This is a genomic window from Paenibacillus sp. FSL K6-2524 (genome assembly GCF_038005525.1).
Taxonomy (GTDB): Bacteria; Bacillota; Bacilli; order Paenibacillales; family Paenibacillaceae; genus Fontibacillus; species Fontibacillus anaericanus.
In genome coordinates, this window is the sequence record NZ_JBBOSP010000001.1 from 1,461,442 (window position 1) to 1,485,497 (window position 24,056).

The window sequence follows — 24,056 nt, forward strand, 5'->3', positions numbered from 1 at the left end:
GAGGATGTTGTACTATCTATTATAAATTGGAGGGAAATAATGAATAAGTTTGCTAGAATCGGAGCTAAATGGTTGAGGTCGGGAGTTGCGTTGTCTTTAGCGTTATCAATTCAGTTGGGGTTTGGTGGCGCACTTCCATCAACTTATGCTGAAGGACCAAGTGATCCTGCACCGTACATTGCGGCAAAAGTAGTCAATGAAAATGCAGGTAAAAAAGTTCTGTTCGATAACACGCATGGACAGACAGCTGGAGCTGCTGATTGGGTCATTGACGGTGGATTTTCGGATTTTGGCAATGCACTAGCAAACAATGGATATGATGTGAAAGAGCTTCGCAAGGCTTCATCATTTACTTATAGTGACCTCAGTAGCTATTCTGTATTTATTGTAGCGGAGCCGAACATTCCTTTTAAACAAAGTGAACAAGCCGCTATGGAACGGTACGTGAAGGAAGGTGGAAGCATCTTCTTTATCGGGGATCACTATAATGCAGATCGTAATAAGAACCGCTGGGATGGTTCCGAATCTATAAATGGTTATCGGCGGGGGGCATGGGTGGATCCCGCGAAAGGAATGAGCACGGAGGAGAGAAATTCCGCTGCGATGCAAGATGTCGTTAGCTCAGACTGGCTTGGTAGTAATTTTGGGATTCGATTCCGTTATAATGCTCTAGGTGATATTACTGCAAATGGGATTGTTGCGTCGAATCAAGCTTTTGGCATAACAGATGGGGTATCAAAAGTAGCCATGCATGCTGGTTCTACTCTAGCTATTACTGACCCTACTAAAGCCAAAGGAATCGTATATCTACCTAAGACTACTGCAGCTTGGGGGAATGCGGTAGATCAAGGCGTTTATAATGGCGGGGGCATTGCGGAAGGTCCTTACGCAGCTGTATCCAAAGTTGGATTAGGTAAAGCTGCATTCATTGGAGATTCCTCGCCTGTAGAGGATGCTTCCCCTAAATATGTACGTGAGGAAACAGGAACTTCGAAGACCACATATGATGGCTTTAAAGAGCAAGATGATGCAACTCTGCTCGTGAATATGGTGAATTGGTTATCGAAGCAAGAAAATTATACAAGTCTAGATCAAGTACCTAATTTACAATTGGATGAGAAGACAACGTTACTTCCTTTTGAGGCACCAGAAGCTTCTACTGAACCACAATCTGAACCATGGTCTACTCCTGCTGCGGGTTACAAATGGTGGGATCAGTCAACTTTTAAAGCTGGTTCGTATGGTGGTGCTACAGCGAGTGCTAATGCATCCTATAGTTTCGTACATCAAGCCACACTTCCTAATGCACAGGATTTCCAAATCCGTGTCGTAGTGGATAATCTACCGGCCAATTCGACCGTATCAGGTTTTAGTACGGGAATCTATCTGACATCCGGTGGTACACAAATAGCGAAGATTCAGAATCAGGATGGTACTTGGCCGGCAGCTTATGGATACGGAAATTTCAGTGTAACTTCGAATAGCCAAGGTCGTGCCTATAAAGATTTAACCGTTAGAGTCAAACCAAGTACAACGGGCGCTGCTAATCTTAGATTAAGACTGAATGGGAATAACCTTATAACTAATTCAGTAACGCTAGCGAATGTGCCTGCAGAACCACTCCCGGCTGAAGGAAATCCTACTCCTACTTTAATCACGATCGCCGAAGGACGGAGCAAAGCAGAAGGGACTGTAGTCACTTTCCAAGGGACGATAACGACAGAACCCGGTGCATTTGGCGGACAATCATTCTATCTGCAAGATGCGACAGGTGGTATTTATGTATTCCAGAGTACAAGTGGATTTCATCAAGGCGATGTTGTGAAAATTACAGCACCACTTGCCCTTTATAATGCGGAGCTTGAGTTAACTAATCCTGTATCTATAGAGAAAACGGGGGTAGCGCAATTACCAACTGCAAAGCAGGCTACTACTGTAAATGACGGGAATCAAGGGCAAATTATTGAACTCCGTGATGTTACGATTCGTAATATTATAGAGGCTGTTCCTACCGGTTCTTTTGAATTCGATGCGGTAAGTGGTAACGTCAGTAATCATGTCCGTGTAGATGTGAGAACAGGATTACAGCTTGAAGGTTTTCCTTATCAGGAAGGTCAGGTAGTGAACTTGAGTGGAGTTTCCTCGATCTTTAAAGGAATTTATCAATTAAAGGTACGTGGATTAAGTGATATTTCGCTTATCCCTGTCACAGTTCCACCTGTTACTACAGCTACTCTGTCAGCTGCAGCTAACAATAGCGGTTGGTTTAATCAAGCTGTGAACCTTACTTTAACTGCTACAGATCAAGGCTCGGGTAAAGTTACGACGAAATACGCGATAAATGATGGACCTGAAGTTACTTATGCCGGGCCTGTAACAATTGATTCTGAAGGAGTTAATGTCGTTCGCTACTTCTCAGTGAGTGCTGCTGGTAATATCGAAGCGACAAAGTCTATCGAAGTGAAATTGGACAAAACTGCGCCAATCGTCACATTGACCCAATCAGGCAAAGCAGTTGGAGATGTACTAGAACAGGATGTCTTAAAGTTTGAACTTGTTAGTACGGATACAGGGTCTGGTATAGCTACGCAAAATCTATCGGTCGATGGGAAAGAAATTGCAATTGGCCAACCGATCAATGCCAAAGACTTTGGTGTAGGTGATCACAACGTGCAATATACAGTAGTGGATGTTGCCGGTAATGTATCCAAGAATAGTACTCCATTTCGTGTAGGCCAGCTACTTGCGCAAGGTGCCCCTGGCAAGCCTGTATTGTCTGACAATAATGGCTACGATACAGGGATTAGAGATGGGAATTACACAATTTCCATGAATATGTGGTGGGGAAATAACGGTTCTGAATTCAAGTTGTACGAGGACGGTGTATTAATCGCTACAAGACAGTTAACTGATTCTTCGCCGACTGCACAGGCATTAACAATAGATATTACTGGCAAAGCGAATGGAACCTATATTTATACTAGTGAATTGATCAATTCACAAGGAGCGACTGTGTCGAATCCACTTATTGTCGTGGTAACGAATGCAGGTCCAGGTAAACCCGTATTATCCCAAGATAACTGGGATGGTGATGGGAATTACAACATCTCTATGAATATGTGGTGGGGAACCAATGGTTCCGAGTATCGACTTTACGAGAATGGACAGTTAGTAGATACCCAGAATCTTGCAGAAATTACCCCCAATGCACAGCGTGCTGTAACTGGTCTGAAAGATAGAGCCGTAGGCACATATGAATACCGTGCCGAATTAATCAACGCTTCGGGTATGTCTTCAAGCGAGATCATTACGGTTCGTGTTGTAAAGTAATAAGAAATGAATTAAGGTAGGGCAAACGGTCATTGTTGCAAAATAGCTCAACCTAAAAAAGCCACGGATCTTATGTGAAGTGCACCCCTTAGAATAGACATTGGAAAAACCCCCGGGTTTAGCCGATGAAATTCTAGGGGGTGCATTTTTTATGCCAGCAAAGAAGGGTCAGAAGTTTAAGCATTATCCTGAGTCTCTTAAAGTAGAAGCGGTAGGACTGTTTATTGAGGATGGATGGTGCTACAGAAAGATTGCAGAACACTTAGAAATAAACGATAAAAACCGTGTTAAGGTTTGGGTGAGGAAGTATCGGACAGAAGGACAAGCTGCATTTGAAGATAGACGTGGAGATCCACACAAGGCTGAAACAGAGCAAGAGCGTGAGTTGCGTCGTTTGCAGTTGGAGGTAGATGTCCTAAAAAAGTGGTTACAAATCTTGAATCGGGAGGGTTGCAGGATAGATATGTCGTCATCGACGAACTTAAGCATAAACAAACCGTAAAGGAGCTCTGTGTATATTTGGGGATTAGCAGAAGCGGTTACTATGCTTATTTAAAGCGCAAGAATAAGCATATTGACGAGGATTTGAAGCTTAAGATCCGTATCATTTATGAGCAACGTAACAAGACTGTAGGATACCGTCGTATACAGGATGAATTGTATCGCCAATATCGTCTTGTAGTGAATCATAAGAAGGTTCTACGACTCATGCAGGAACTAGGTATTCAAGCGATTATACGCCGTAAGTACGTCCATAGAACAAGTCATGAGGCGGCTGTTTCGGATGGAAGGATCGCAGAGAACTTGTTGAACCGAGACTTTAAAGCCGATAAACCTAATCTGAAATGGGCAACAGACGTTACGCAATATCGTGTTTTTGATGACAAGATTTACTTATCTGCCATTAAAGATCTGTGGAATAACGAAATCGTCGGATACCACATTAGTAGGAATAATGACAATCCGCTTGTCTTAGAGACGTTTCGAAAGGCGTTTGAAAAGCATAAAGACGTGACCGGGCTGATCGTTCACAGCGATCAAGGAAGCCAGTACACGTCTCATGCTTACCATGACATGCTGCCACAGGTTGGAGCCCAAATCAGCATGTCACGTCGAGGGAATTGTTATGACAACGCCTCAATCGAGAGCTTCTTCTCTCATCTTAAAGTCGAAGCACTCTACCCTTATGATATACGAAGTACCGATGAGGCACAAAGAAGAATTGAAGAATTTATTCGTTTTTATAACGAAGATAGAGCACAACGAAAATTAAACAAGCTGACTCCTGTTGAGTACAGGAACCAGCTTGTGTCCTAGGTGTTTTTACAGTGTCTACTAATTGGGGTCTTGACCAATGATCACCGTGGTTTTTTTTAGGTTGAAGATTATTATGATCCCAACTTCAGAAATTTTAGAAACAGAATAAATAGTTTTTGCTTGGCTGTTATCCAGACTCCGTCCGCTTGGTAAAAACGCCCCATCCAGCAAGATCAAAAACACCGTAGTCAAGAGGTGTATATGAAAGTAAAGAGTAGTGTATGGAATGAATGCGGTTACATTATTATACTAAAATCAAGCAAAGAGGCTGTAACATACTGGTAGAGTTTGGTGTTATATTTTGATAATTGGGAGGGGTTACATGAAAAGAAAGCAGAAAAGTCTTCTGATCGGTGCATTGGTCCTCAGCTTTGCCTTAACTGCGTGCGGCGGCAATAATGCGACGAATAAGGCGAATCAGGCTGAGAAGCCAAGCAACGCGACAACGGCACCGATACAAGAGAGCGCACAGGATGTGCAGGAAGTTGTGGAAGTGTCGACGGTTTCACAAAGTGATCCATATCTTATATTTGATGAAGGTGAGAGCTTCGACAAGAACTCCGTCTATGATGCGTATGAGAAAGACATTGGCGTGAAGATTACGAATAAATGGGTGGCAGACGTCACTCAGTTCAAAGAAAAATTGAAAATGACGATCGCATCTAACGATATTCCGGATTTAATGCTTGTGGAAGCGACACAGCTCAAAGATCTGGCTGATGCAGACATGATCATGGATATCACGGATGTATACGACGAGAACGCAACGGATGAGACGAAGAAGTTCCTGACGATGGACGGCGGCATGCAGATGAAGACGGCGACGATCGATGGGAAACTGATGGGGATTCCGAGCTCCTACAATCCTTACCAATTCCAATACTTGTTCGTACGTACGGACTGGCTGAAGAAATTGAACCTGCCTGAACCGAAGACGATGCAAGACGTACTCACGATCGCTGAAGCCTTCAAGACGAAAGACCCAGGGGGCACAGGTAAACCTTACGGTCTCGCAGTCAGCAAGGAACCATTCAAAATCGATACAGGTGTAACGGGTCTCCGCGCATTCCTCAACGCCTACCATGCGTATGAGAATATGTGGATGGAAGATGACAGCGGTAATCTCGTGAACAGCGACATTCAACCGCAAGTGAAAGACGCGCTCAAGGCGTTGCAGGATATGTTTAAGAAGGGATTAATCGATCCTGAGTTCGCCGTGAAAGATACAGAGAAAGAAGCAGAACTTCTCTATAACAACAATGTAGGTCTCGTATTCGGCGCATCCTGGACGCCTGCACAGCTGGCGAAGGGCGCTATCAAAGACGGTAAAGTCGTGCAAGAGTGGGGCGCATACTCAATTCCATCCGCGGATGGTAATCCGACACTGAATCAAATTGGCTTAGGCGTGGATCAGTATTATGTTATTTCCAAGCAAGCGAAGCACCCAGAGGGCGTTATCCGCTTGGTGAACCAATGGATCGCAGTGGATAACCATCCAACGGAAGATCAAAAAGTATATAAGTACGGTAAAGACAAGATAGAAAAAGGTAACAACTACTGGCTGCTTAGCCCACTACGCGTTGGTAAACAGCTAGATAACAACGGTGAAATTCTGCCGAAAGCGATTGAAACGAAAGATCCTAGTATTCTTCAAACGAACGATCAAGAAACACGTTATGAGCGCGCGATGAAATATGTTGACGGCAGCGATATCAACATGTGGTGGGAATATTTAATTTCGGGTCCGAATGGCGCAAGCTCTCATAATCCGAAAATGATGCAAAACAAAGAGTATCTGCAAGACAAATTCTATGGCGCAGCTACGCCTACGATGGTGGATCGTCTAGAACTTCTGAAGAAGAAGCGCGACGAAATCTATTTCAAAATCATTATGAACCAAGTGTCCGTCGATGAATTCGATAAATTCGTTACAGAGTGGAAGAAGCTTGGCGGCGATGACATTACCAAAGAAGTGAACGAGTGGTACGCAAGTCACAAATAATTGCATGAGAGATGAATTGAGGGGTTGACTAACAACAACCCCTCTTTTAATACAGCGAGGTGAGATGCATGAATGTATTGACACGAATGTGGAAGCGGGAGTGGCCTCTTCATATGATGGTGCTTCCAGGATTAATCTTGGTATTGATCTTCAGCTATTACCCGATGGCTGGCATTATCATGGCTTTTCAAAAGTATATCCCGAACAAAGGTTTGATAGGATCACCCTTTATTGGGATGAAGAACTTTCAATTGTTAATGGAATATCCCGACATCGGACGGGTCTTTCTGAACACGATTTATATTGCGGTTATGAAAATTATTGCCGGATTGATTGTGCCTATCACGATAGCGATTCTGCTCAATGAGCTGCGGAAAGAATGGGTCAAGCGGACGTTCCAGACGCTCGTATACTTGCCACACTTTCTATCTTGGGTTCTATTAAGCGGTATTTTGGTTGATATTCTATCCCCATCCTCCGGTATCCTTAATCAAGTGCTCAGCATATTTGGGATCAAGCCTATATTCTTCTTAGGTGAAAATGCCTGGTTTCCTTATGTGATGGTCATATCGGATGTATGGAAGGAGTTCGGGTTCGGGACGATCGTCTACCTGGCTGCACTAACTGGCATTAATCCATCGCTGTATGAAGCAGCTGAGATCGATGGGGCTGGGCGATTCAAGCAGATATTGAACATCACACTGCCAGGGATGATGCCAATCATTATCCTGATGCTCACACTCAATATCGGTAATGTATTGAATGCTGGCTTTGAGCAAATATTCAACCTGTATAGTCCACCGGTCTATGAAAGTGCGGATATTATCGACACCTTCGTATACCGTTTGGGGGTCCAACAAGCACAGTTTGGATTCGCGACAGCGGTGGGGCTGCTTAAATCCATCGTATCCTTTATCTTCATTTCGGTTTCTTATGTCTTAGCCTATCGGATAGCGAATTACCGCATCTTCTAAGGCAGGCGTCGGTAATTCAGAAGGGAGAGACACACATCGTGCATAATAACAGATCATGGTCCAGAAAGTTATTCCTGGTATGCAACTTTATCTTTTTAGCATTCATATCCTTTTTATGTCTTATGCCTATTATTCATATTCTAGCGATCTCATTCAGCTCCGGACAGGCGGCAGCAGCCGGTAAAGTTCTACTCTGGCCGGTTGAATTTACAACCGCTGCTTACCAAAACGTATTCGGAAAGCCGGAGTATCTACGCGCATTCTGGATCTCGATCCAACGGGTCATTATAGGGACAATGATCAGTATGACGTTGACGATTATTACAGCGTATCCATTGTCCAAAGATTCCAGGCAGTTCCGGCTGCGTACATTCTACGCATGGGTATTCGTATTTACGATTTTATTCAGCGGAGGACTCATTCCAACGTATACTACGATTAAGTCCCTCGGAATGATCGATACGATTTGGGCGTTGGTTCTACCGGGAGGTGTCGCAGTATTCAACGTCATTTTGCTCCTCAATTTCTACCGTAGTCTGCCGAAGGAACTTGAGGAATCTTCGCGAATTGACGGAGCAGGACATTTCAAGACGTTATGGAAAATATATGTACCGTTGTCATTACCTGCATTGGCAACGACAGGCTTGTTCACGATGGTAGGGCATTGGAACAGCTGGTTCGACGGGATGCTCTATATGAATCATACCGAGAATTATCCACTGCAGACCTTCTTGCAAACGGTCATTGTTAAACTAGACTTCCGTTTCATTAAGACGGAGAATGTCGAATTGATGCTTAAATTGTCGGACCGCACAAGCCGAGCAGCGCAAATTTTCGTCGCAGCATTCCCGATTCTCATCGTGTATCCGTTCTTGCAACGATTCTTTATTAAAGGAATTGTGATGGGGAGTGTCAAAGAATAATATCGGGGTTACTCTGATCATGAACTAGATGGGAGAACAAACGATGAAGTTCTTATTCTTTTTGCGCGACTCCTCCATTTTCAAGAAGGTGATGGTTGCCTTCTTGACAGCGCTGCTACCGCTGATGATGATTACCTGGATGATTAATGAGCGAGGTTCTGACAATATTCGTAAGGAAATATCGGAGTCGATTCTGAATACGACAAGGTTCTATCTGGACTCGTTGGATAAGGAGGCAGATAGGATTGACCGCTATTTGCCGAACTATGTCATGGACAAGGATTTGATGGAAATTGCCATAACTGGCCATGACATCACGTATTATGAGCTTACACAAAAAATATTGGAGATTCAGAAACGGCTGGATCTGATGAAAAATTCGAGTCCGTTTATTCAGGAGGCAAGGGCCTACGTTCCCTTAATTGATCGCACCATTCTAAGTCTGAAGTATGAAACGTCGATTGATGAGTCGGAATACGCTGCGATGCAACAAACTGACAAGCTGTATGCAGAACCGTTTACGTACTGGAATGATCGCTTGTTTATTAGCATGCAATATCCAGCTAATACGATAAGGAGACCTATCTACATTGTGGGGGTCGAGTTGTCTGCAAGTAAGATCAGAGAAACGCTGGCACAGATCGGAGAATCACGAGGCGGACAGAGCGTATTGCTGAACATGGATCGGGGCTGGGAAATTGAGAGTGGCACCGATTCAGCTTTAATGGAACGAATGAAGGAGTTTGCCGCGGAAAAGCGAGGCTCCAAATCTGAGGAGGGTTATGAAACACTGCATTATGCAGGGCATCGTTACCTTACTGTTTATAAATACTCCGATGTTTGGAATTCGTATTCCATTACTTGTATCCCCGAAGCGAATGTCTTAGGCCCGTTGCAAATGTATCGGTTCTGGTTTTTGGGGGCGTGCGTTCTTGCCGTGTTCATCGTGTTCTTCTTCTCTTATTTTCTATTACGGTTTATATATCGCCCGCTAATGAAACTGGTTCATTCGTTCAGGCGCGTCCAGCAGAACAGGTTGGATCTGATCCCGATCGATCGTGGTCATGACGAGTTTGGGTACTTGTATCAAGCTTTTAACGATACCGTACGATCTTTGAAGACATTAATCGAGGAAAATTATGAGCAGCAAATCCGCAACCAGCGTTCAGAGCTGAAACGACTGCAATCACAGATTAATCCTCATTTTTTATATAATTGCTTTTTTGTATTATGCCGTTTGATCAAGTCTGAGCATCAAAAAGAAAAAGCATATCAATTTTGCATGCATATCGGCCAATATTTTCAATTTATTACCCGGAACGATGAAGATGAAATTCCACTTGAGCTTGAGGTGGAGCATTCACGTACCTATGTTGATATGCAGTCTATCTGTTATGGTGACCGGATTCAAGTCAGATTTGACGGAGAGGTCCCGGACATGGTTGTACCAAGGCTTATTTTGCAGCCGATTATCGAGAATGCGTATAAGTATGCGTTAGGCAGTATGCTCCCCAAAGGCGAGCTTTGGGTTCATACAGAGCGAAAGGGAAACGACTTCTCTTTGTATGTTGAAGATAATGGTAACAGCATAAGTGATGAGGAAATTGAACAGCTCAAGCTGCGGCTTAAACTGTCTTCCAATCGTATCGAAGAAACGACCGGTCTAATTAATGTTCATCGCAGAATACAATTGCGTTACGGTGTAGATCATGGCATTACGTTGTCACGTTCCATTCTAGGCGGGCTGAAGGTAAGGATCAACCTGAGCATAAGCTAGAGCTAGAGGAGGAAACAGCATGTACAGACTGCTTATCGTTGATGATCTTCCGATTATTGTTGATGGTCTTCTTGAGCTTTTCGAGCAAACCGCTCATTTAGAGCTCGATGTCATGAAAGCTTATTCAGGAGAAGAGGCTTTGGAGGTGCTGCAGAATCACAGGATTGATATCGTGATTTCAGACATCAAGATGCCTGGACTTGAAGGTATTGAATTGCTGCGGGAAATCAAATCACAGTGGCCTTCCTGCAAAGTCATCTTTTTAACGGGATATAATGAGTTTCATTATGCAAGGAGTGCGATTACATACGGTGGCTTCGAATACATTCTGAAGGTAGAAAGCGATGAGAAAATTATCGAGTCTGTGGAACGTGCGATTGAAAAAATCGAGGAGGAACACGATCAGCAGCAGATTATCGCAAGGGCGCAAACCAAAATGAGGTTGGCGCTGCCTTCGCTGCAAAAAGACTACATGTGGGGACTGTTCCAAGGTAAGCAGGAAACGGAATATCAATTGAAACAAGCATTTAAGGAAATTGATATTTCACTGGATGCGGGGATGCCGGTTTATTTGCTGCTTGGCAGGGTGGATGCTTGGAAAGAGATGTTCACGACACCGGACAAAGCACTGTTAACCTATGCGTTCCAAAATATTTGCGACGAGTATTTATCAGAGCATGTGCACTGCTTTTCCGTTGTGTACGATTTGTCGAAAATCGTCTGGTTAATTCAACCCTCAATTAACGAGCAATCGTTCACAGCTTCAGACCCCTTGGACTGGGTCAAAGCTTATCGGTATGCAAGTGGTATTCTAGAAACGGTCCAGGAAACGTGCAAGAAATTGTTGAACTTGCCCGTTTCTTTTATTCTTGGCAGCGAGCAGACGGCATGGAACGGCATTTCTGACCGATTTCATTCTATTAAATATTGTTTTGTTTATGGTCACGGCTTGTCCAGTGAGGTCATTATGACGGATAGGGATATTCATGAGCGCGAAGGCCACGAGATGGGGAGTCATCATGATTTTTTCTATCATACCCGGGTACAATTGCTTATGACTTGTCTGGAAAATAATCACCGGGAACAGTTCTCCAAGCTATATGTCGAGTTGACAGCCATATGGGGTGATTCCCTGACTCCTTATGAGCGTAAAACAGAATTGTATCATTCTCTTTCTGCCGTGTTTCTTTCGCACATTAATAAAAATCGGGAAGTTCGCGATTACATGAATACACTGCTTGATTTGGATAAATTGTTTCAGCATAGTGATACGACTTCGTGGTCGGATTTAACCCAATATTTTTGGCAAATGGCAGAGGTTCTGTTCGATTGGAATGCTTCACATGGCATACAGTCGCCAGATGAAGTTATTACAAAGGTTCATCGGTATATCGAAGAACATATATCCACCGATATTTCCTTAAATGCATTGGCGGATTATGTAGGTTTAAATCCGTCTTATTTTTCCAGATTGTATAAGCAAATTACCGGGGTTGGGTTATCTAAATATGTAAACGATTACCGTAACCTGATGGCTAAGGAAATGCTGTTGAATACATCGATGAAAGTCAATGAAATTGCGGCTGCCTTGGGTTACAATTCGGCACTTGCTTTTATCCGCTTTTTCAAAAAGCAAAACGAAATGACGCCTCAAGAATATAGAATGGTGCGTTCATAAAATGAAGGTCAATAAATGTATATGAATGTCAGTAACAATCTCTTTAATGTACTACTTCATTCCCCTTAAAATTGAATCAGGAGCCGAACATGATGAGGAGGAGAAGTTTTGAAGACGATAACGGCGGTTTTATTAGGCGCTGGCAGTAGAGGACGATATATTTATGGGCCTTATGCAGAAAAGTTTCCAAATGAATTGAAAATCATAGCGGTAGCGGAACCTGACGATGAACGAAGAAAGCGGTTTGCGGATATTCACCAGATTGCTTCGGAGTATGTCTATGATTCGTGGGAGCAAGCATTTGATCAAGGACGTATTGCGGATGTGATGATCATCAGCACGCTCGACCAGATGCATTACGTACCGGCGATGAAAGCGATGGAGCTAGGTTATCATGTCCTGTTAGAAAAGCCGATGTCACCTTCCAAGGATGAATGTATCCGTTTGGAGCAAGCTTCGCAAACATATAAGCGTCTGCTTGTTGTCAGCCATGTCCTGCGATATTCCCCTTTTTGGGTAGGGATTAAAAAATGTATCGTCCAGGGAGAACTTGGAACGGTTGCAACGATCCAATTAACCGAAAACGTTGGTTTTCTACACATGGCACATAGCTTTGTGCGTGGCAATTGGCGTAAGTCGGAAGAAACAAGCCCGATGATTTTAGCGAAATCATGTCATGACCTGGATATTATATCTTGGCTCATGGGACAGTCCTGTACAAGTGTGAGCTCATACGGATCGCTGCTTCATTTCAGAGCGGAGAATGCCCCGGATGGCTCTACCGATCGCTGCATCGATGGCTGCGAGGTGGAGAAGGAATGTCCTTTCTCAGCACTGAAAATGTACATCCAGCCCCCACACCACCCTTGGGCGCGTTATATGTCAAATGATTTGTCGCCGGAAGGGATTATGAAGGCGATCAAGGAGAGCCCGTTTGGGCGTTGCGTTTATCGGTGCGATAACAATGTTGTCGATCATCAGGTCGTCAATATGGAATTTACCAATGGAGCGAACGCATCGTTCATCATGTCTGGACTTACGCAAACCAGTGGACGCAGGGTACAAATTATGGGCACTCAAGGTGAAATATTAGGGAATATGGATGACGGAACCTTTACGTTATACAGGTATGCTACAGGGGAGAAGCTTGATATTCAGTGCTCTATCGGTGGCGATGGTCATGGAGGTGCTGATGGCCATGGAGGCGGCGATGAGCGGATGGTGGGTTCATTTCTACGGGATGTCAACCGATTCGACAACAATCCTTCGTGCGGTTTGACTTCTGCAACCGCTTCTCTCCAGAGTCATCTGATGGCATTTGCAGCCGAACATTCCAGATTGCACGGCGGACAGGCAATAAAACTTACGGATATGCAGTAAGAAATCTCAGTATGACAATTAGGCATTACTACATGAGTCCCCATCTTTTCATAAGATGGGGTTTTGTTACGTTTACACAGATTTTCAGGTAGCTCGTACACGTCTATAAAGGAGCTAGTTTATCTAGCATTAGGGATAAACTTTTATATATTACAAATTTCGACAACAGTAAAATTGAAAAAGTGATATTGTGAGAACAGATTGTTATATTGTGGTACTTTTCACAGAATGAATCCGATGATTCCGTACGTAATGATTATCAAGGTACAGGACATGAATTGAATAGACACGAGAGATGTAATCCATTCCACCTAAGACAAGAGCTTCGAATAGATTCGGAGCTCTATGCCACAACGAGAGTGATTCATCTGAGCAAGAAAGGAGCAAATAGGTGGCTCAGAAATCGATGTTTCAAGAGGGCCGGATGGGGAAATTACAGAAGGATTTGCAAGAAATATCTGACGATACGAATTATTTGCGTACAAAGATGAGTGGTTTCCTTGCCCAAATGGATGGGGAATTGTATTCCCGCGTGTCAGGACAAGCTCAGCTTGCGCAATCTCAGATCAATCGCCTAGCTGATGATTCGGAGCAATTGAGCAATTTCATCCGACTCGCCATCACCAAAATCCAAGGAGCAGAGCTACAAAATGTGGCCGATGCGATAGCGCTCATGAAAGGGAGCGCGAGGGTAGAGTCATGGGGAAAACCACCCCAAGAGAAAGCTCTTCCTATGATCGAACGGGATACGTGGAATAGCTGGGGCAGCTTTTCTAATCAGTTATTGAAGGATTCGCCCAAATGGTATACAACAACGCCGATCCCGCCCTTTTTGTTCGGTACCTTTCGCGGTCTTACATTGCAACTGGAAAGAACGACATTAATCGATCGCATGCTAAAGTATAAAGGGGATGCAGAAATTGCAGCCTTGCTGGAGATGATGCAGCATGGTTCGATACAAGAGCAGATGGAGGCCGAGCAGAAATTAGATAAGATCAGTGATACACTAATCGAAGTGGGACGATGCCAAGCCGCCTATGAGATCTATAGGCAGTTTGGACGAACCTCGTATATGGAAGTCGCACATGGGGAGGCGGAGAAAGCAAGGGCCTTGTTGTCTGAGCTCGGAGTCAGTAAAACCTTCTATGATGCGAATGTAAAATTAACATCTGAATACACCGGAACGCCGTTATCTGCCTGTCTGTACAACCCATTGAAGCATGATTATTCGATCCTACCCACAGACAATCGACTTCTCACGATGATCCGACTTAGCATGGGAGATAGGGAATACAGGGAATGGGCGAAGGAGAATTACGATGATGTTTATGAAGAAATTAAAGCAGCCGAGGTAAGTGCAGAAGGTCCAGTACTTGGGGCTTATGATCCAAGCAAGACGGTAAGTGAAGAAGAACTAATAACAGGTAAATCCAACAGGTATACACCGGAACAACTTCGAACGATGTGGAGTAAACTTAGTCCAGAAAGCCAAAGTGAGCTTACAAAAGCAAGACAAGCGAATTGGTTTATAAATGGAGGTCCCATCCGAGCAACATTATTTAAAAAAGTAATAGAGCCATTTGGGAATATGTTAGATTCGGTTTTATCGAACCCAATCGGTGAGTTCTTATCAAGATCAACCTATATCCCAGGTGTTTCAGTAGGTGTTCAAGAATCTACTGGAAATGAAACGGCTGACAAAGTAAGTAGCTTTATCGGTAGTAATGTAGCCCCATATTTTGTGCCAACGGGAGCACCTTTTGGATCAGGACCGATAGCGGCACCTTATGAAGCTGCAAATAAACTATTAAACACGGGTGTAGGACAACAAGCAGTCAGTAAGCTGGGTACTGGAATCGGGAAAATCCCATTTGTAACTTCAAATTTTGCTCAGGGAATAGCCAGGGTTGGACTGGCTGAAGGTATGGCAGGGGGCGTTCAGAATCCTGCATCCATGCTTGTCAACAATTCCGATCGTGGTACAAATGAATTACTTATGGACTCTGCGATAGGTTTTGGGGCCGGATTTGCATTAGGTATGGGTGGATATGCAATAGGCAAGGGGATTGGCGCAGGGGTTAGTAAAGTACTGGGCAAAGGGAATGTTCCTGACTCAATCGTAATCGATGGGATGGGTGATGTTTCTAAGTCTGTTATAGAGGAAAAGAAATGGCTTGAGAGTCTACAAAACACAGAAAACTTCAAACAAGGGACTAAAGAAAATGGATTAAACCATATTTTTGATGGTGAAATACTCAAAAATGGAAATGCCAATGGATTTCATTATGAAGGAATGCCGAATAGTAGCGGTAAAATTGTCGGAAATATTGACCCGCCTAATGAGTTTGGTGTCTATCAAGCCAATATAGAAATTAATGGAGTAGTAAAGGGACCTAAATCCACATTTTTTCCAAAGGAATGGACACCACAACAGGTGATAGATGCAGTGAATGAAGCTTTTAATAATAAAGTGATTATAAAAAATAATAAATATATAGGTGAAACAGGCACGGGAATGGAAATAGAGTTTATTTTAAGAAATGATAAGATAATTTCAGCCTATCCAGTATATTGAATTGGAGGAGATTTGAATAATGATTAAGTATAAATATAAATTGAAATATATGGAGAGATTTAATATAGTTGTATTGGATTTTGACGAAGAAAAATCACTGAAATTCGCCAATATGATAAGTGATCCCTTAGGATCTGATATACCTTGGAGATTTAAAGATTTGAAAATTGATATTGATAATTATATTGATTTATTAAGGGGAAATATACCCGAATATAGACATGGAGGAAATGCATCAAGCGTTATATCCTATAGAGACTATACAATAATTGAAGATCCATTTTATGACGAGGAAGAAGATGAAATTGAACCGATCTGTAAATTAGAAACAGTTGAATTTGTGAAAATTATATTAGTATGGGCTTATGAAACTTATAAATATAAAAGCGAGAGGGGGAGGATTTCTCAAGAGGAGGCAGAAATGGTTTTGAATTGGATTGAACAAAAAATGATAGATGTTAAGAGTATAGAAAATAACGAATAAACATAACTAACACTGAGAAGCTTATTCCTAAAAGAGTCATAATGAGGAGTAGGCTTTTTCAATATGTAGGCAGGTATACGTAGACGGGCTACTTACTAAAATCATTTTCTCCTGAGGGGACGGGTGAAGGTGTTGGTAGTGCATATGACCATGTTTACACTTCTATCAAACCTCTCGATGACGTGTTCCCAGAACTAAAAGGAGTAAACCCTCACTATGTAGAGGGTGCAGGTCCGGGAATAAATACTAACTGTGTTTCCTGTACCAATTCTTCACATGCAAGAATAACGGACGAGATCCTTTTGCTATTGTAGATCCTTCAAATGGATATGGAAATCGAAATGCACTATTGCCTTCAGCACCATATGGATAATCTGGCGGTAGCATTCAAATAGAGATGTTACTTGATAGAAGTATAAACAAGATGGACTACTTAGAGGTTGTTTCAGTGAGGTCAATCAAATAATAAGAGGTGACAATAAATGAATACTGACAATTTTAAATGGGATGATGAGAAACGAAGTGTTTCCTGGCTATTTAATGGAAAACACATAACTAAAAGGTATGATGATGCATATTTTGCTTCTTTAAATAATGAAAAACAATATGTAGTTGTTGAGGCGGGGCAAAACTACTCTCAAGATCAAATTATTTATCTTTCCTTTGAGGGTAAGCAAATTTTTAATATAGATAAGGTCAATGATATCTCCAGAGGGCTTCAAGATGATAGTACCCAATATGGCGAAGATGGAATTTGGCCCTTCGAAACCCAGATGAAATTGATGGATTAAAAGTAGTTAATGGAAAGGTTAATGGAAAAATACCAATTGAAGATTATTATAAAATTCGAGATGCCTCTGTACACAATGCTTATAGTGATTCTATGACATTAGGGAAATGGAATGATGAAGGTATATCCTATCTAACTAGTGCAAAAGATAACGGTTCAATGTTTTTTGATTTAGGAGATGATTGGGGAGTTACTAAAATTAAGTTTGGAATAAATGATGCAGATATGTTTGAAGTATTTAATAAACCAGCATTAGATGATGCTATTAGCGGAGGTAAAATTATTTGCTTCTCTCATAATCCGGAATTAGTGAAATATTTTGGGAGCTCACTCGAAGCTGAGTGGAAATATTTGCAAAATCGCGGATTCACTGAATTGATACAAGAAGGGAATGTTTGGATTGCTAAATGATAACTATGAAATAATAGTATATGAGTTAAAAGGAAAATTGAAAGAATACTTTGATAATAAAATTGGAACCTTTATACTGTCTAATCAAAGAAATATTCCTTATCCAGAATTTAGTTTAGAGTTTAAGTTGTATAATTTTTATAATATAATTTTAAATTATGACAGAGGACGTTTTGGTTGTGCGATTCTATATTGCGAAAGCAAAGGGGTTGGATTACCAAATAGTCAACAATGGTATGATAAAGATGATTTAGATATCTCTGTCAGGGAATTAGATGAAGAGATACGTTTAAGAATTCCTGATAAATATTTGAAACATTATGGGTGGTTATAATATGAGAAATGATAAAAAGTGGAAAGAAGATACATCATTTATTAATATGGAAGTTATTCGCAATGCGAAAGAACAGTACGGATTAACAGATGAAGAAACATTTAGAATGTTCATAGCTCCTGCATTAGATGAAGCCGTTCGAAATGCAAAAATATTTAGATTCCCATTTCGCCCAGATTTACCAATAGATGATGAAGGGAATTATTCGAAAGAATGGATGTATTTGAGAGACCGGTATGGTTATACATCTTGTCATCAAGAAAGTACAGGAATTTGGGTGTTAGATAGAGAAAATGAAGTTCCAAGCAATATCTAACAAGACTGGAATGATAGTTATAGAAAGAATAACCAAAAAAATAAAAGTCTTAAGAGAGCCAGTGAATAAAATTCGCTGGCTCAAGTTTTATAATTTTATAAGATATTTTAAAAGTAATAGAGCCATTTGGGAATATGTTAGTTCGGTTATATCGAACACAATGGGTGAGTTCTTATCAAGATCAACCTATATCCCAGGCATGTCAGTGGGTGTTCAAGAATCTACCGGAAATGAAACGGCCGACAAAGTAAGTAGCTTTATCGGTAGTAATGTAGCCCGATATTTTGTGCCTACGGGAGCGCCTTTTAGATCAGGACCGATGGGGCACCCTATGAAGCTGCAAATAAACTATTAAACACGGGTGCAGGACAACAAGTAGTCAGGAAGCTGGGTACTGGAATCGAGAAAATCCCATTTGTAACTTCAAATTTTGCTCAGGGAATAGCCAGGGTTGGATTGGCTGAAGGTATGGCAGGGGCCGTTCAGAATCCTGCATCCATGCTTGTCAACAATTCTGATCGTAGTGCAAAGGAATTACTTATGGACTCTGCGATAGGTTTTGGGGCCGGATTGTTTGCATTAGGTATGGGTGGATATGCAATAGGCAAGGGGACTGGCGCAGGGGTTAGTAAAGTACTGGGCAAAGGGAATGTTCCTGACTCAATCGTAATCGATGGAATCGGTGAAGTTACTCATATTTCAACTCCTAATCTACCAGAGGGAAGCCAATGGGAAAGAAATGTTCTGAACTCCTTTGCAGCTGGAAAGTCGGAAATAAAAATATATGGAGAAGGAACGACGCTATACAGAGTAGGAGATAAGAATGGTGGTTTTTGGTCGTTAGATCCTCCTCCTGCAACAGAGTTTGAATGGAGAATAAACACCGCTATTAAACAAGAATGGGTTAACAATGCGAGTAATTTGTACGAAATAACAATACCAAATGGCTCTAGTATTACCGGTTTGGATGGTAGAGTTGGTTCGCAAGGAATTGGTTTGTATGGTGGGGGACACCAAACTTATATTGACTTCAACTCAATTCCAGAAAGTTGGATTAAAATAACCCCATTAAAGTGACATGAAAGGTGGAAAAGCTATGGACTTAATAAAAGAGAAGCATCAGGAATTGATTAGTTCCTTAGAAGAACTCAGAGAAATTGTCGATAAGATGAATGAAATTTCTAATGATGGAATGTTAATTTGGCAAAAAAACGAAATTATTGATTGGGTATCATACTTGAAAGAACATACTGACGTTGAAGAATTGCAGTCACTTGAAAAAGAAATAAACGATAGGTTTTTCTTCAAGTATAACGTCAGGATTGAACCAAGGGATTCTGATATTGTAAGATTAAAGACCTTTGAAAAGGTAATTCATCAATTCCATTCTGCATTACATTAAATATGCATTAAGAATCTCGATGATTTAGAGTTAAAAGCAGTCATGGAATATAAAAAATTAAGTATTAAAGATTTAGTTGTTAGAACAGGTCGATTATGGTCAGATACCACCATGATTGACCTGTTTTTTGTTACTTTGTTACCTTTGTTATCTGCGGTTTTTTCAAAATTACTCGCAACTGTAAAATACCATATAACGATAGTGATACTGAGAAAGAAAAAAATCGCACCTTTCAAGATGATAGTACCCAATCCGGGGAAGATGGAATTTGGTCCTTCGAAACCTCCTACTATACATGATGGGCTGAGTGTTGCTAAAGTGGAAGAGATCGGTGAAGGTCTAAATGATTTAAGGAAGATCAAAGATACTAATGGTCTACGTAATGAGTTACCTTTAACTGAGAGCCAAATCAAAGAACTTACAGACTATGCCCAAAATTTGGGGATGCCGAAGGAAAACATTCGTGTGGCAGGTCCTGATGATACCTCTCCGACAGGATTATTATTTGATACGGTTCTCAACATTAATAATGATGTTCTTCCTTCAAATATTGCAGGGAAATTGTCTGCTAACAGCAAAATTACGGGAAATGGTACTATAGCACACGAAGTAGTAGGGCATTATGAATCAGGTTTAGCTAGAAGGTCATTTCAAGTTATAGATGAAGAATTTAATGTAATTACTAGAAATTTTGCGTTGGATGAAGCACAAGCCAGCATACGTGCTGCAAGGTTTGCACCTGAATTAACACAAGCGGATAGAATGATGCTTTTACGAGATGCGATATCTAGGCTACGAAACGCAGGAATTAGAATCGGGGATGTACGGGATTTACTTTTCATTGATCGTCGATAGAAGGGAGAAGATCTTGTGGAGTTAATGAGGTTAGATGATGTAGTTGATATACCCGGCCGGGGCTTGGTATTAGTCGTTAGCTTTGTTGAATCAGACACACACCATATTACAAAATTAAAGAAACTAGTTGGTTCAAAGATAGCTGTAAGCAGTGTGAATGGAACTGATTTCGAATTTGTAATAAAAGATATTAGTGTGTCATTTTCAATTTCAAACAACCCTCTTATAGGAATAAATATTCAAGAACGAGTGAATATTGAAAAAATAAAGAAGGGCTCAATAGTTCATTTATACGCGAATTTTTTAGACGTAAATTCCACGGAGTAAAGTATAGCGTATATGACGACAAGGTCGTACAATACAACCAACAAACCAAACACTTAACAATTCAAACACTTAATAAACTTTCAAAGCTCTTTCACACTTGGAGTATGAGTAGGGATGAGCTTTTTTTGCATTCAAGATCAACCTATATCCCAGGCGTCTCAGTGGGTCAAGAATCTACAGGAAATGAAACGGCTGACAAAGTAAGTAGCTTTATCTGTTAGTAATGCTGAAGCATTAAAGTATATAACATCTTCTGGTATTGAACTTTCGCCATCACCTGGACTAACAACGACGGTTCTAGGAACATATGCAAAAGATACGAAATACATTATAGAAGAATTAGGAAATGTTAAATCTATAGATTTGGGAGCAAGGGATGGCGGCTTTAACTTACTCAACACACCTGATGACCTGTATAAAACTCCGAATCAATTTTGGAAAGAGTATAATCAGCCATGGTTAGATAATGTAATAACAAGAAATGATAAAATTTATCTTGCAACTGATCCTGTTGATAATAATTTGTTCAAAATTAGCAAATTAACCGGGGAAAAAGAGTTAACAGGTTTCGGAAAAGAATACCAATATCTAATTGACCAAGGGTATCATTATGATGTAACTACAAAAATGATGATAAAAGATTAGGAGGATTTATGGATAACTATCTAAATATCTTCAATAATATTTTTAATACAATAATCACCAAGTATGGCTTGTTGGTTGAACAGAGAGATATAAATACTATCATGCTGAGGGGTTCAGGCTATGCATTGGAAGTTATTGTTAGTAGGGACGGAGTAAGTTTATACTATCAGACAAACAACTCATATGGTGAATTATTACAATATGATATTGATTCGTATATTAGCAGTCAATTTACTTTAGAAGATAGGAAAGAGATAGGCAACCCGCAAACTATTGAAGAAATTATCATTGCTGAATTAAAGGTGACTGCAAGTGGATTGTTAAATCATTTTGAGAATATCTTAAAGGGTTACAAAAAATGGATCGACGTTTATGAACAATCACCATTTGCTGTTGCACCTAGGATTTTACGTTAATTAGAAAGATTGTTAGCGTGACTGTTGAGATCTTGATTTGTTTGTGACTGTTTTTATTGTGATGGGCTATCCAAAAATGGCAACCATGTCCCCAATATTTAACTAAGGTTTAGAAGAACTTTACTTTGGAGTAGAGGCATTGCAAAAAGAGCCCATCCAGTGCCGAACGAATCTATCATTCAAACAATAACACATGTAATACCCTTATAAAGAGTTAGCCATTTGTACACACAGTAATGTTTGACAATTTATAAACTAAATAACGCTAAAGCGTCACAAAAAAGAAGGTCGATTATGGTCAGATACCGCCATGATTGACCTGTTTTTTGTTATGTTCGCTTTCTTGACGTACACGTCTATTAAAGCAGCTAGTTTCTTTATCGATAGGAATAAAATTTTTGATAAGACAAATTTCGACATATTTAAATTTGGAGAAGTGATATATTATGGGTTAACATGCCATATTTTGTAGTGAAAATGGTTGTATTATCCTTATTTGGTGTTAAAAAGTGAAAACGAGAGGTTTCAATAAGTAAACGTAGAAATAAGTACATACCTTGCTACGATGATGGTCGTGACAAGCATCCCAGGAAGCATATTCGCTGCGGAAGGAGAGAAATCCCTCCGCATGGTACAGCAATCTATCCAACTAGGTTTGGGCCTTCGAGCCTCCAGTTTTGCCCCTCTCCACGAGCCAAGACGGCTAGTCCTCCGGTACTATGAATCTGTTTTCAGGCTCCAATCAAGAGAGAAAAAATCTTCCTTTTAGGGAATTCATCCCATGCGGATGACTTAACTACTCTTTCATGAAAAAGTGTTCAAATGCCAATCTATTGATAGAAAAAATGAACTAGGAGTGATATTTATGAAAAAGTTAGTCTCGACTTTATTGATTGTAGGTTTCGTACTTGGTGCTTTTCAGATTAGTTCGTCGGTTGAAGCAGAACAAATAGAGGGAAATATTACTAGTAGTCCTACTCCTGTTTTTTTAGATGTAAAAGACAATCATTGGGCCAAGACAAGTATTACTAATGCTGTAGATAAAGGCTATTTTAAGGGATACTCTGATGGAACCTTCAAGCCGAATGCATCAGTAACACGTGCAGAATTTGCTGTACTGCTGGCACGTTTTTCAGGCAAGGCAGAAGCTACGGATGAAATAAGCCGTTTCGCGGATCTTACAAATCATTGGAGTGAAGCGGAGGTGAATCAGGCAATATCCTTGGGGTTTATTGATCCAATAGATTATCCCAATGGCTTTAAACCAAACACAGCTGTTACACGCTTTGAAATTGCTAAATGGATGACCTCCGGGTTGTCTGCTACGGATGCAGAATATAAGCAAGCATTGGAAGATACAAAGACTACCGTAATTCCGGTGAAGGAATATTTCGTTCCGGGAATACCTGAAACAAAGTCCTCTTATATTGCTGTTGCTCTTGGTACTAAACTGATGAACGGTTACCCGGATGGATCGTTTGGCTTGGACAAGCCACTAAGCCGTGCAGAAGCGGCTATCATATTGCTGAATTTACAAACCGTTTGGAATCAACCAGCAGATAGCTTTCTTGGTCTGAAGGAGTTACGCGAGGTTGGGACGGAGCGGACGAATGTGGAAACGATCAGTCCTTTTACGACGAGAAATACGTCTTTCAATGATGTGGTGGAGAAAACCTATACTTTCAAAAACTATGCCGGCAGCTTGAAACTGCACAATTATATAGTAGTAGATACGGAAGATTTTAAGAGTATCGATAGTATTTATGCGTCGTTGTTTGTGGATGAAAAGAATGATTATAATAGTAGACTTGATAAACCAGGGTCTTATATAGCTTTTATTCAAATTACGATTTATCCAAAAACGGATGGATTTAACGTGGATCATTATATGAGTGGGGCAAGATCGGGTATTGTTGGTGGGAGTAGGTTGTTGAATAATCTACCTGATAAATTTGGTTACATGACCATGCCATGGCTAGAAACTAAAGAATTTTTCAAAAACTATAAAAATGGAAGTGGTGTAACTCTTTGGGTAATGAGTTATTTAACATCAAATACTGTAGGTGCACAATTAACAACTGACGATAATTCATTTGTTGCGATTGATAATAAAGAATAAC

Annotated in this window: 23 protein-coding genes; all 23 read left to right on the top strand. The window is 41.0% G+C overall.

Annotation, left to right across the window (positions count from 1 at the left end; translation table 11 throughout):
• Positions 1-39 precede the first annotated feature (39 nt).
• The 23 genes from NST85_RS06295 to NST85_RS06405 all read left to right on the top strand — a co-directional run bounded on the left by NST85_RS06295 (position 40) and on the right by NST85_RS06405 (position 24,055).
• Entirely contained in the window at positions 40-3,330 is a 3,291-nt protein-coding gene (locus NST85_RS06295) for an OmpL47-type beta-barrel domain-containing protein (RefSeq protein WP_341188859.1), read from the top strand.
• 151 nt (positions 3,331-3,481) lie between these two features.
• Positions 3,482-3,832 carry a helix-turn-helix domain-containing protein gene (locus NST85_RS06300; RefSeq protein ID WP_127193234.1) on the top strand — a complete coding sequence of 117 codons (351 nt, stop codon included), beginning with the start codon at positions 3,482-3,484 and terminating at the stop codon, positions 3,830-3,832.
• Positions 3,781-4,647: an IS3 family transposase gene (locus tag NST85_RS06305; protein ID WP_170220213.1), complete on the top strand. Its 867-nt coding sequence runs from the start codon at positions 3,781-3,783 to the stop codon at positions 4,645-4,647. Before NST85_RS06300 ends, NST85_RS06305 begins: the two co-directional genes overlap by 52 nt.
• Before the next feature lie 322 nt (positions 4,648-4,969).
• Positions 4,970-6,649, top strand: coding sequence for an extracellular solute-binding protein (locus NST85_RS06310; RefSeq protein ID WP_127192135.1), 1,680 nt, complete (start codon positions 4,970-4,972; stop codon positions 6,647-6,649).
• 68 nt (positions 6,650-6,717) lie between these two features.
• The gene (locus NST85_RS06315) at positions 6,718-7,623 is read left to right on the top strand and encodes an ABC transporter permease (RefSeq protein WP_211350081.1); all 906 of its coding nucleotides are present in this window, start codon (positions 6,718-6,720) and stop codon (positions 7,621-7,623) included.
• 122 nt (positions 7,624-7,745) lie between these two features.
• On the top strand, positions 7,746-8,546 hold the full coding sequence (locus NST85_RS06320; RefSeq protein ID WP_445671147.1) for a carbohydrate ABC transporter permease: 801 nt from the start codon (positions 7,746-7,748) through the stop codon (positions 8,544-8,546).
• Between the two features lie 43 nt (positions 8,547-8,589).
• Positions 8,590-10,323: a histidine kinase gene (locus NST85_RS06325; RefSeq protein WP_127192133.1), complete on the top strand. Its 1,734-nt coding sequence runs from the start codon at positions 8,590-8,592 to the stop codon at positions 10,321-10,323.
• 19 nt (positions 10,324-10,342) lie between these two features.
• Positions 10,343-12,001, top strand: coding sequence for a response regulator (locus NST85_RS06330; RefSeq protein WP_127192132.1), 1,659 nt, complete (start codon positions 10,343-10,345; stop codon positions 11,999-12,001).
• Between the two features lie 108 nt (positions 12,002-12,109).
• The gene (locus NST85_RS06335; RefSeq protein ID WP_341188860.1) at positions 12,110-13,381 is read left to right on the top strand and encodes a Gfo/Idh/MocA family protein; all 1,272 of its coding nucleotides are present in this window, start codon (positions 12,110-12,112) and stop codon (positions 13,379-13,381) included.
• A gap of 391 nt (positions 13,382-13,772) precedes the next feature.
• Positions 13,773-15,956 (top strand): EndoU domain-containing protein, encoded by a 2,184-nt coding sequence (locus tag NST85_RS06340; protein ID WP_341188861.1) that lies wholly within the window; start codon positions 13,773-13,775, stop codon positions 15,954-15,956.
• A 19-nt stretch (positions 15,957-15,975) separates the two neighbouring features.
• Positions 15,976-16,440, top strand: coding sequence for a hypothetical protein (locus NST85_RS06345; RefSeq protein ID WP_127195304.1), 465 nt, complete (start codon positions 15,976-15,978; stop codon positions 16,438-16,440).
• Between the two features lie 482 nt (positions 16,441-16,922).
• Positions 16,923-17,231 carry a hypothetical protein gene (locus NST85_RS06350; RefSeq protein WP_341188862.1) on the top strand — a complete coding sequence of 103 codons (309 nt, stop codon included), beginning with the start codon at positions 16,923-16,925 and terminating at the stop codon, positions 17,229-17,231.
• A complete protein-coding gene (locus NST85_RS06355) occupies positions 17,195-17,641 on the top strand; it encodes a hypothetical protein (protein WP_341188863.1) in 447 nt (148 codons plus the stop codon). The genes NST85_RS06350 and NST85_RS06355 overlap by 37 nt, the downstream gene beginning before the upstream one ends.
• The gene (locus NST85_RS06360; protein WP_341188864.1) at positions 17,631-17,975 is read left to right on the top strand and encodes a hypothetical protein; all 345 of its coding nucleotides are present in this window, start codon (positions 17,631-17,633) and stop codon (positions 17,973-17,975) included. Before NST85_RS06355 ends, NST85_RS06360 begins: the two co-directional genes overlap by 11 nt.
• A gap of 1 nt (position 17,976) precedes the next feature.
• Positions 17,977-18,291 (top strand): hypothetical protein, encoded by a 315-nt coding sequence (locus tag NST85_RS06365; protein WP_341188865.1) that lies wholly within the window; start codon positions 17,977-17,979, stop codon positions 18,289-18,291.
• 160 nt (positions 18,292-18,451) lie between these two features.
• Positions 18,452-18,646, top strand: a complete 195-nt coding sequence (locus tag NST85_RS06370; protein WP_341188866.1) for a hypothetical protein — start codon at positions 18,452-18,454, stop codon at positions 18,644-18,646.
• A 101-nt stretch (positions 18,647-18,747) separates the two neighbouring features.
• A complete protein-coding gene (locus tag NST85_RS06375) occupies positions 18,748-19,368 on the top strand; it encodes a hypothetical protein (RefSeq protein WP_341188867.1) in 621 nt (206 codons plus the stop codon).
• A gap of 19 nt (positions 19,369-19,387) precedes the next feature.
• On the top strand, positions 19,388-19,693 hold the full coding sequence (locus NST85_RS06380; protein ID WP_341188868.1) for a hypothetical protein: 306 nt from the start codon (positions 19,388-19,390) through the stop codon (positions 19,691-19,693).
• Between the two features lie 42 nt (positions 19,694-19,735).
• The gene (locus tag NST85_RS06385; RefSeq protein ID WP_341188869.1) at positions 19,736-20,548 is read left to right on the top strand and encodes a hypothetical protein; all 813 of its coding nucleotides are present in this window, start codon (positions 19,736-19,738) and stop codon (positions 20,546-20,548) included.
• 15 nt (positions 20,549-20,563) lie between these two features.
• On the top strand, positions 20,564-20,875 hold the full coding sequence (locus NST85_RS06390; RefSeq protein WP_445671148.1) for a hypothetical protein: 312 nt from the start codon (positions 20,564-20,566) through the stop codon (positions 20,873-20,875).
• A 363-nt stretch (positions 20,876-21,238) separates the two neighbouring features.
• Entirely contained in the window at positions 21,239-21,520 is a 282-nt protein-coding gene (locus NST85_RS06395) for a hypothetical protein (RefSeq protein WP_341188870.1), read from the top strand.
• An 8-nt stretch (positions 21,521-21,528) separates the two neighbouring features.
• Positions 21,529-21,936 (top strand): hypothetical protein, encoded by a 408-nt coding sequence (locus NST85_RS06400; RefSeq protein WP_341188871.1) that lies wholly within the window; start codon positions 21,529-21,531, stop codon positions 21,934-21,936.
• Between the two features lie 865 nt (positions 21,937-22,801).
• Complete coding sequence (locus NST85_RS06405; RefSeq protein WP_341188872.1) at positions 22,802-24,055, top strand: S-layer homology domain-containing protein; 1,254 nt, start codon at positions 22,802-22,804, stop codon at positions 24,053-24,055.
• Position 24,056: the final 1 nt, after the last annotated feature.

Coding starts and splice junctions, on each gene's coding strand:
- NST85_RS06295 (WP_341188859.1), top strand. CDS start 40: ATGAATAAGTTTGCTAGAATCGGAGCTAAATGGTTGAGGTCGGGAGTT.
- NST85_RS06300 (WP_127193234.1), top strand. CDS start 3,482: ATGCCAGCAAAGAAGGGTCAGAAGTTTAAGCATTATCCTGAGTCTCTT.
- NST85_RS06310 (WP_127192135.1), top strand. CDS start 4,970: ATGAAAAGAAAGCAGAAAAGTCTTCTGATCGGTGCATTGGTCCTCAGC.
- NST85_RS06315 (WP_211350081.1), top strand. CDS start 6,718: ATGAATGTATTGACACGAATGTGGAAGCGGGAGTGGCCTCTTCATATG.
- NST85_RS06320 (WP_445671147.1), top strand. CDS start 7,746: ATGCCTATTATTCATATTCTAGCGATCTCATTCAGCTCCGGACAGGCG.
- NST85_RS06325 (WP_127192133.1), top strand. CDS start 8,590: ATGAAGTTCTTATTCTTTTTGCGCGACTCCTCCATTTTCAAGAAGGTG.
- NST85_RS06330 (WP_127192132.1), top strand. CDS start 10,343: ATGTACAGACTGCTTATCGTTGATGATCTTCCGATTATTGTTGATGGT.
- NST85_RS06345 (WP_127195304.1), top strand. CDS start 15,976: ATGATTAAGTATAAATATAAATTGAAATATATGGAGAGATTTAATATA.
- NST85_RS06350 (WP_341188862.1), top strand. CDS start 16,923: ATGAATACTGACAATTTTAAATGGGATGATGAGAAACGAAGTGTTTCC.
- NST85_RS06365 (WP_341188865.1), top strand. CDS start 17,977: ATGAGAAATGATAAAAAGTGGAAAGAAGATACATCATTTATTAATATG.
- NST85_RS06370 (WP_341188866.1), top strand. CDS start 18,452: ATGGGTGAGTTCTTATCAAGATCAACCTATATCCCAGGCATGTCAGTG.
- NST85_RS06380 (WP_341188868.1), top strand. CDS start 19,388: ATGGACTTAATAAAAGAGAAGCATCAGGAATTGATTAGTTCCTTAGAA.
- NST85_RS06385 (WP_341188869.1), top strand. CDS start 19,736: ATGGAATATAAAAAATTAAGTATTAAAGATTTAGTTGTTAGAACAGGT.
- NST85_RS06400 (WP_341188871.1), top strand. CDS start 21,529: ATGGATAACTATCTAAATATCTTCAATAATATTTTTAATACAATAATC.
- NST85_RS06405 (WP_341188872.1), top strand. CDS start 22,802: ATGAAAAAGTTAGTCTCGACTTTATTGATTGTAGGTTTCGTACTTGGT.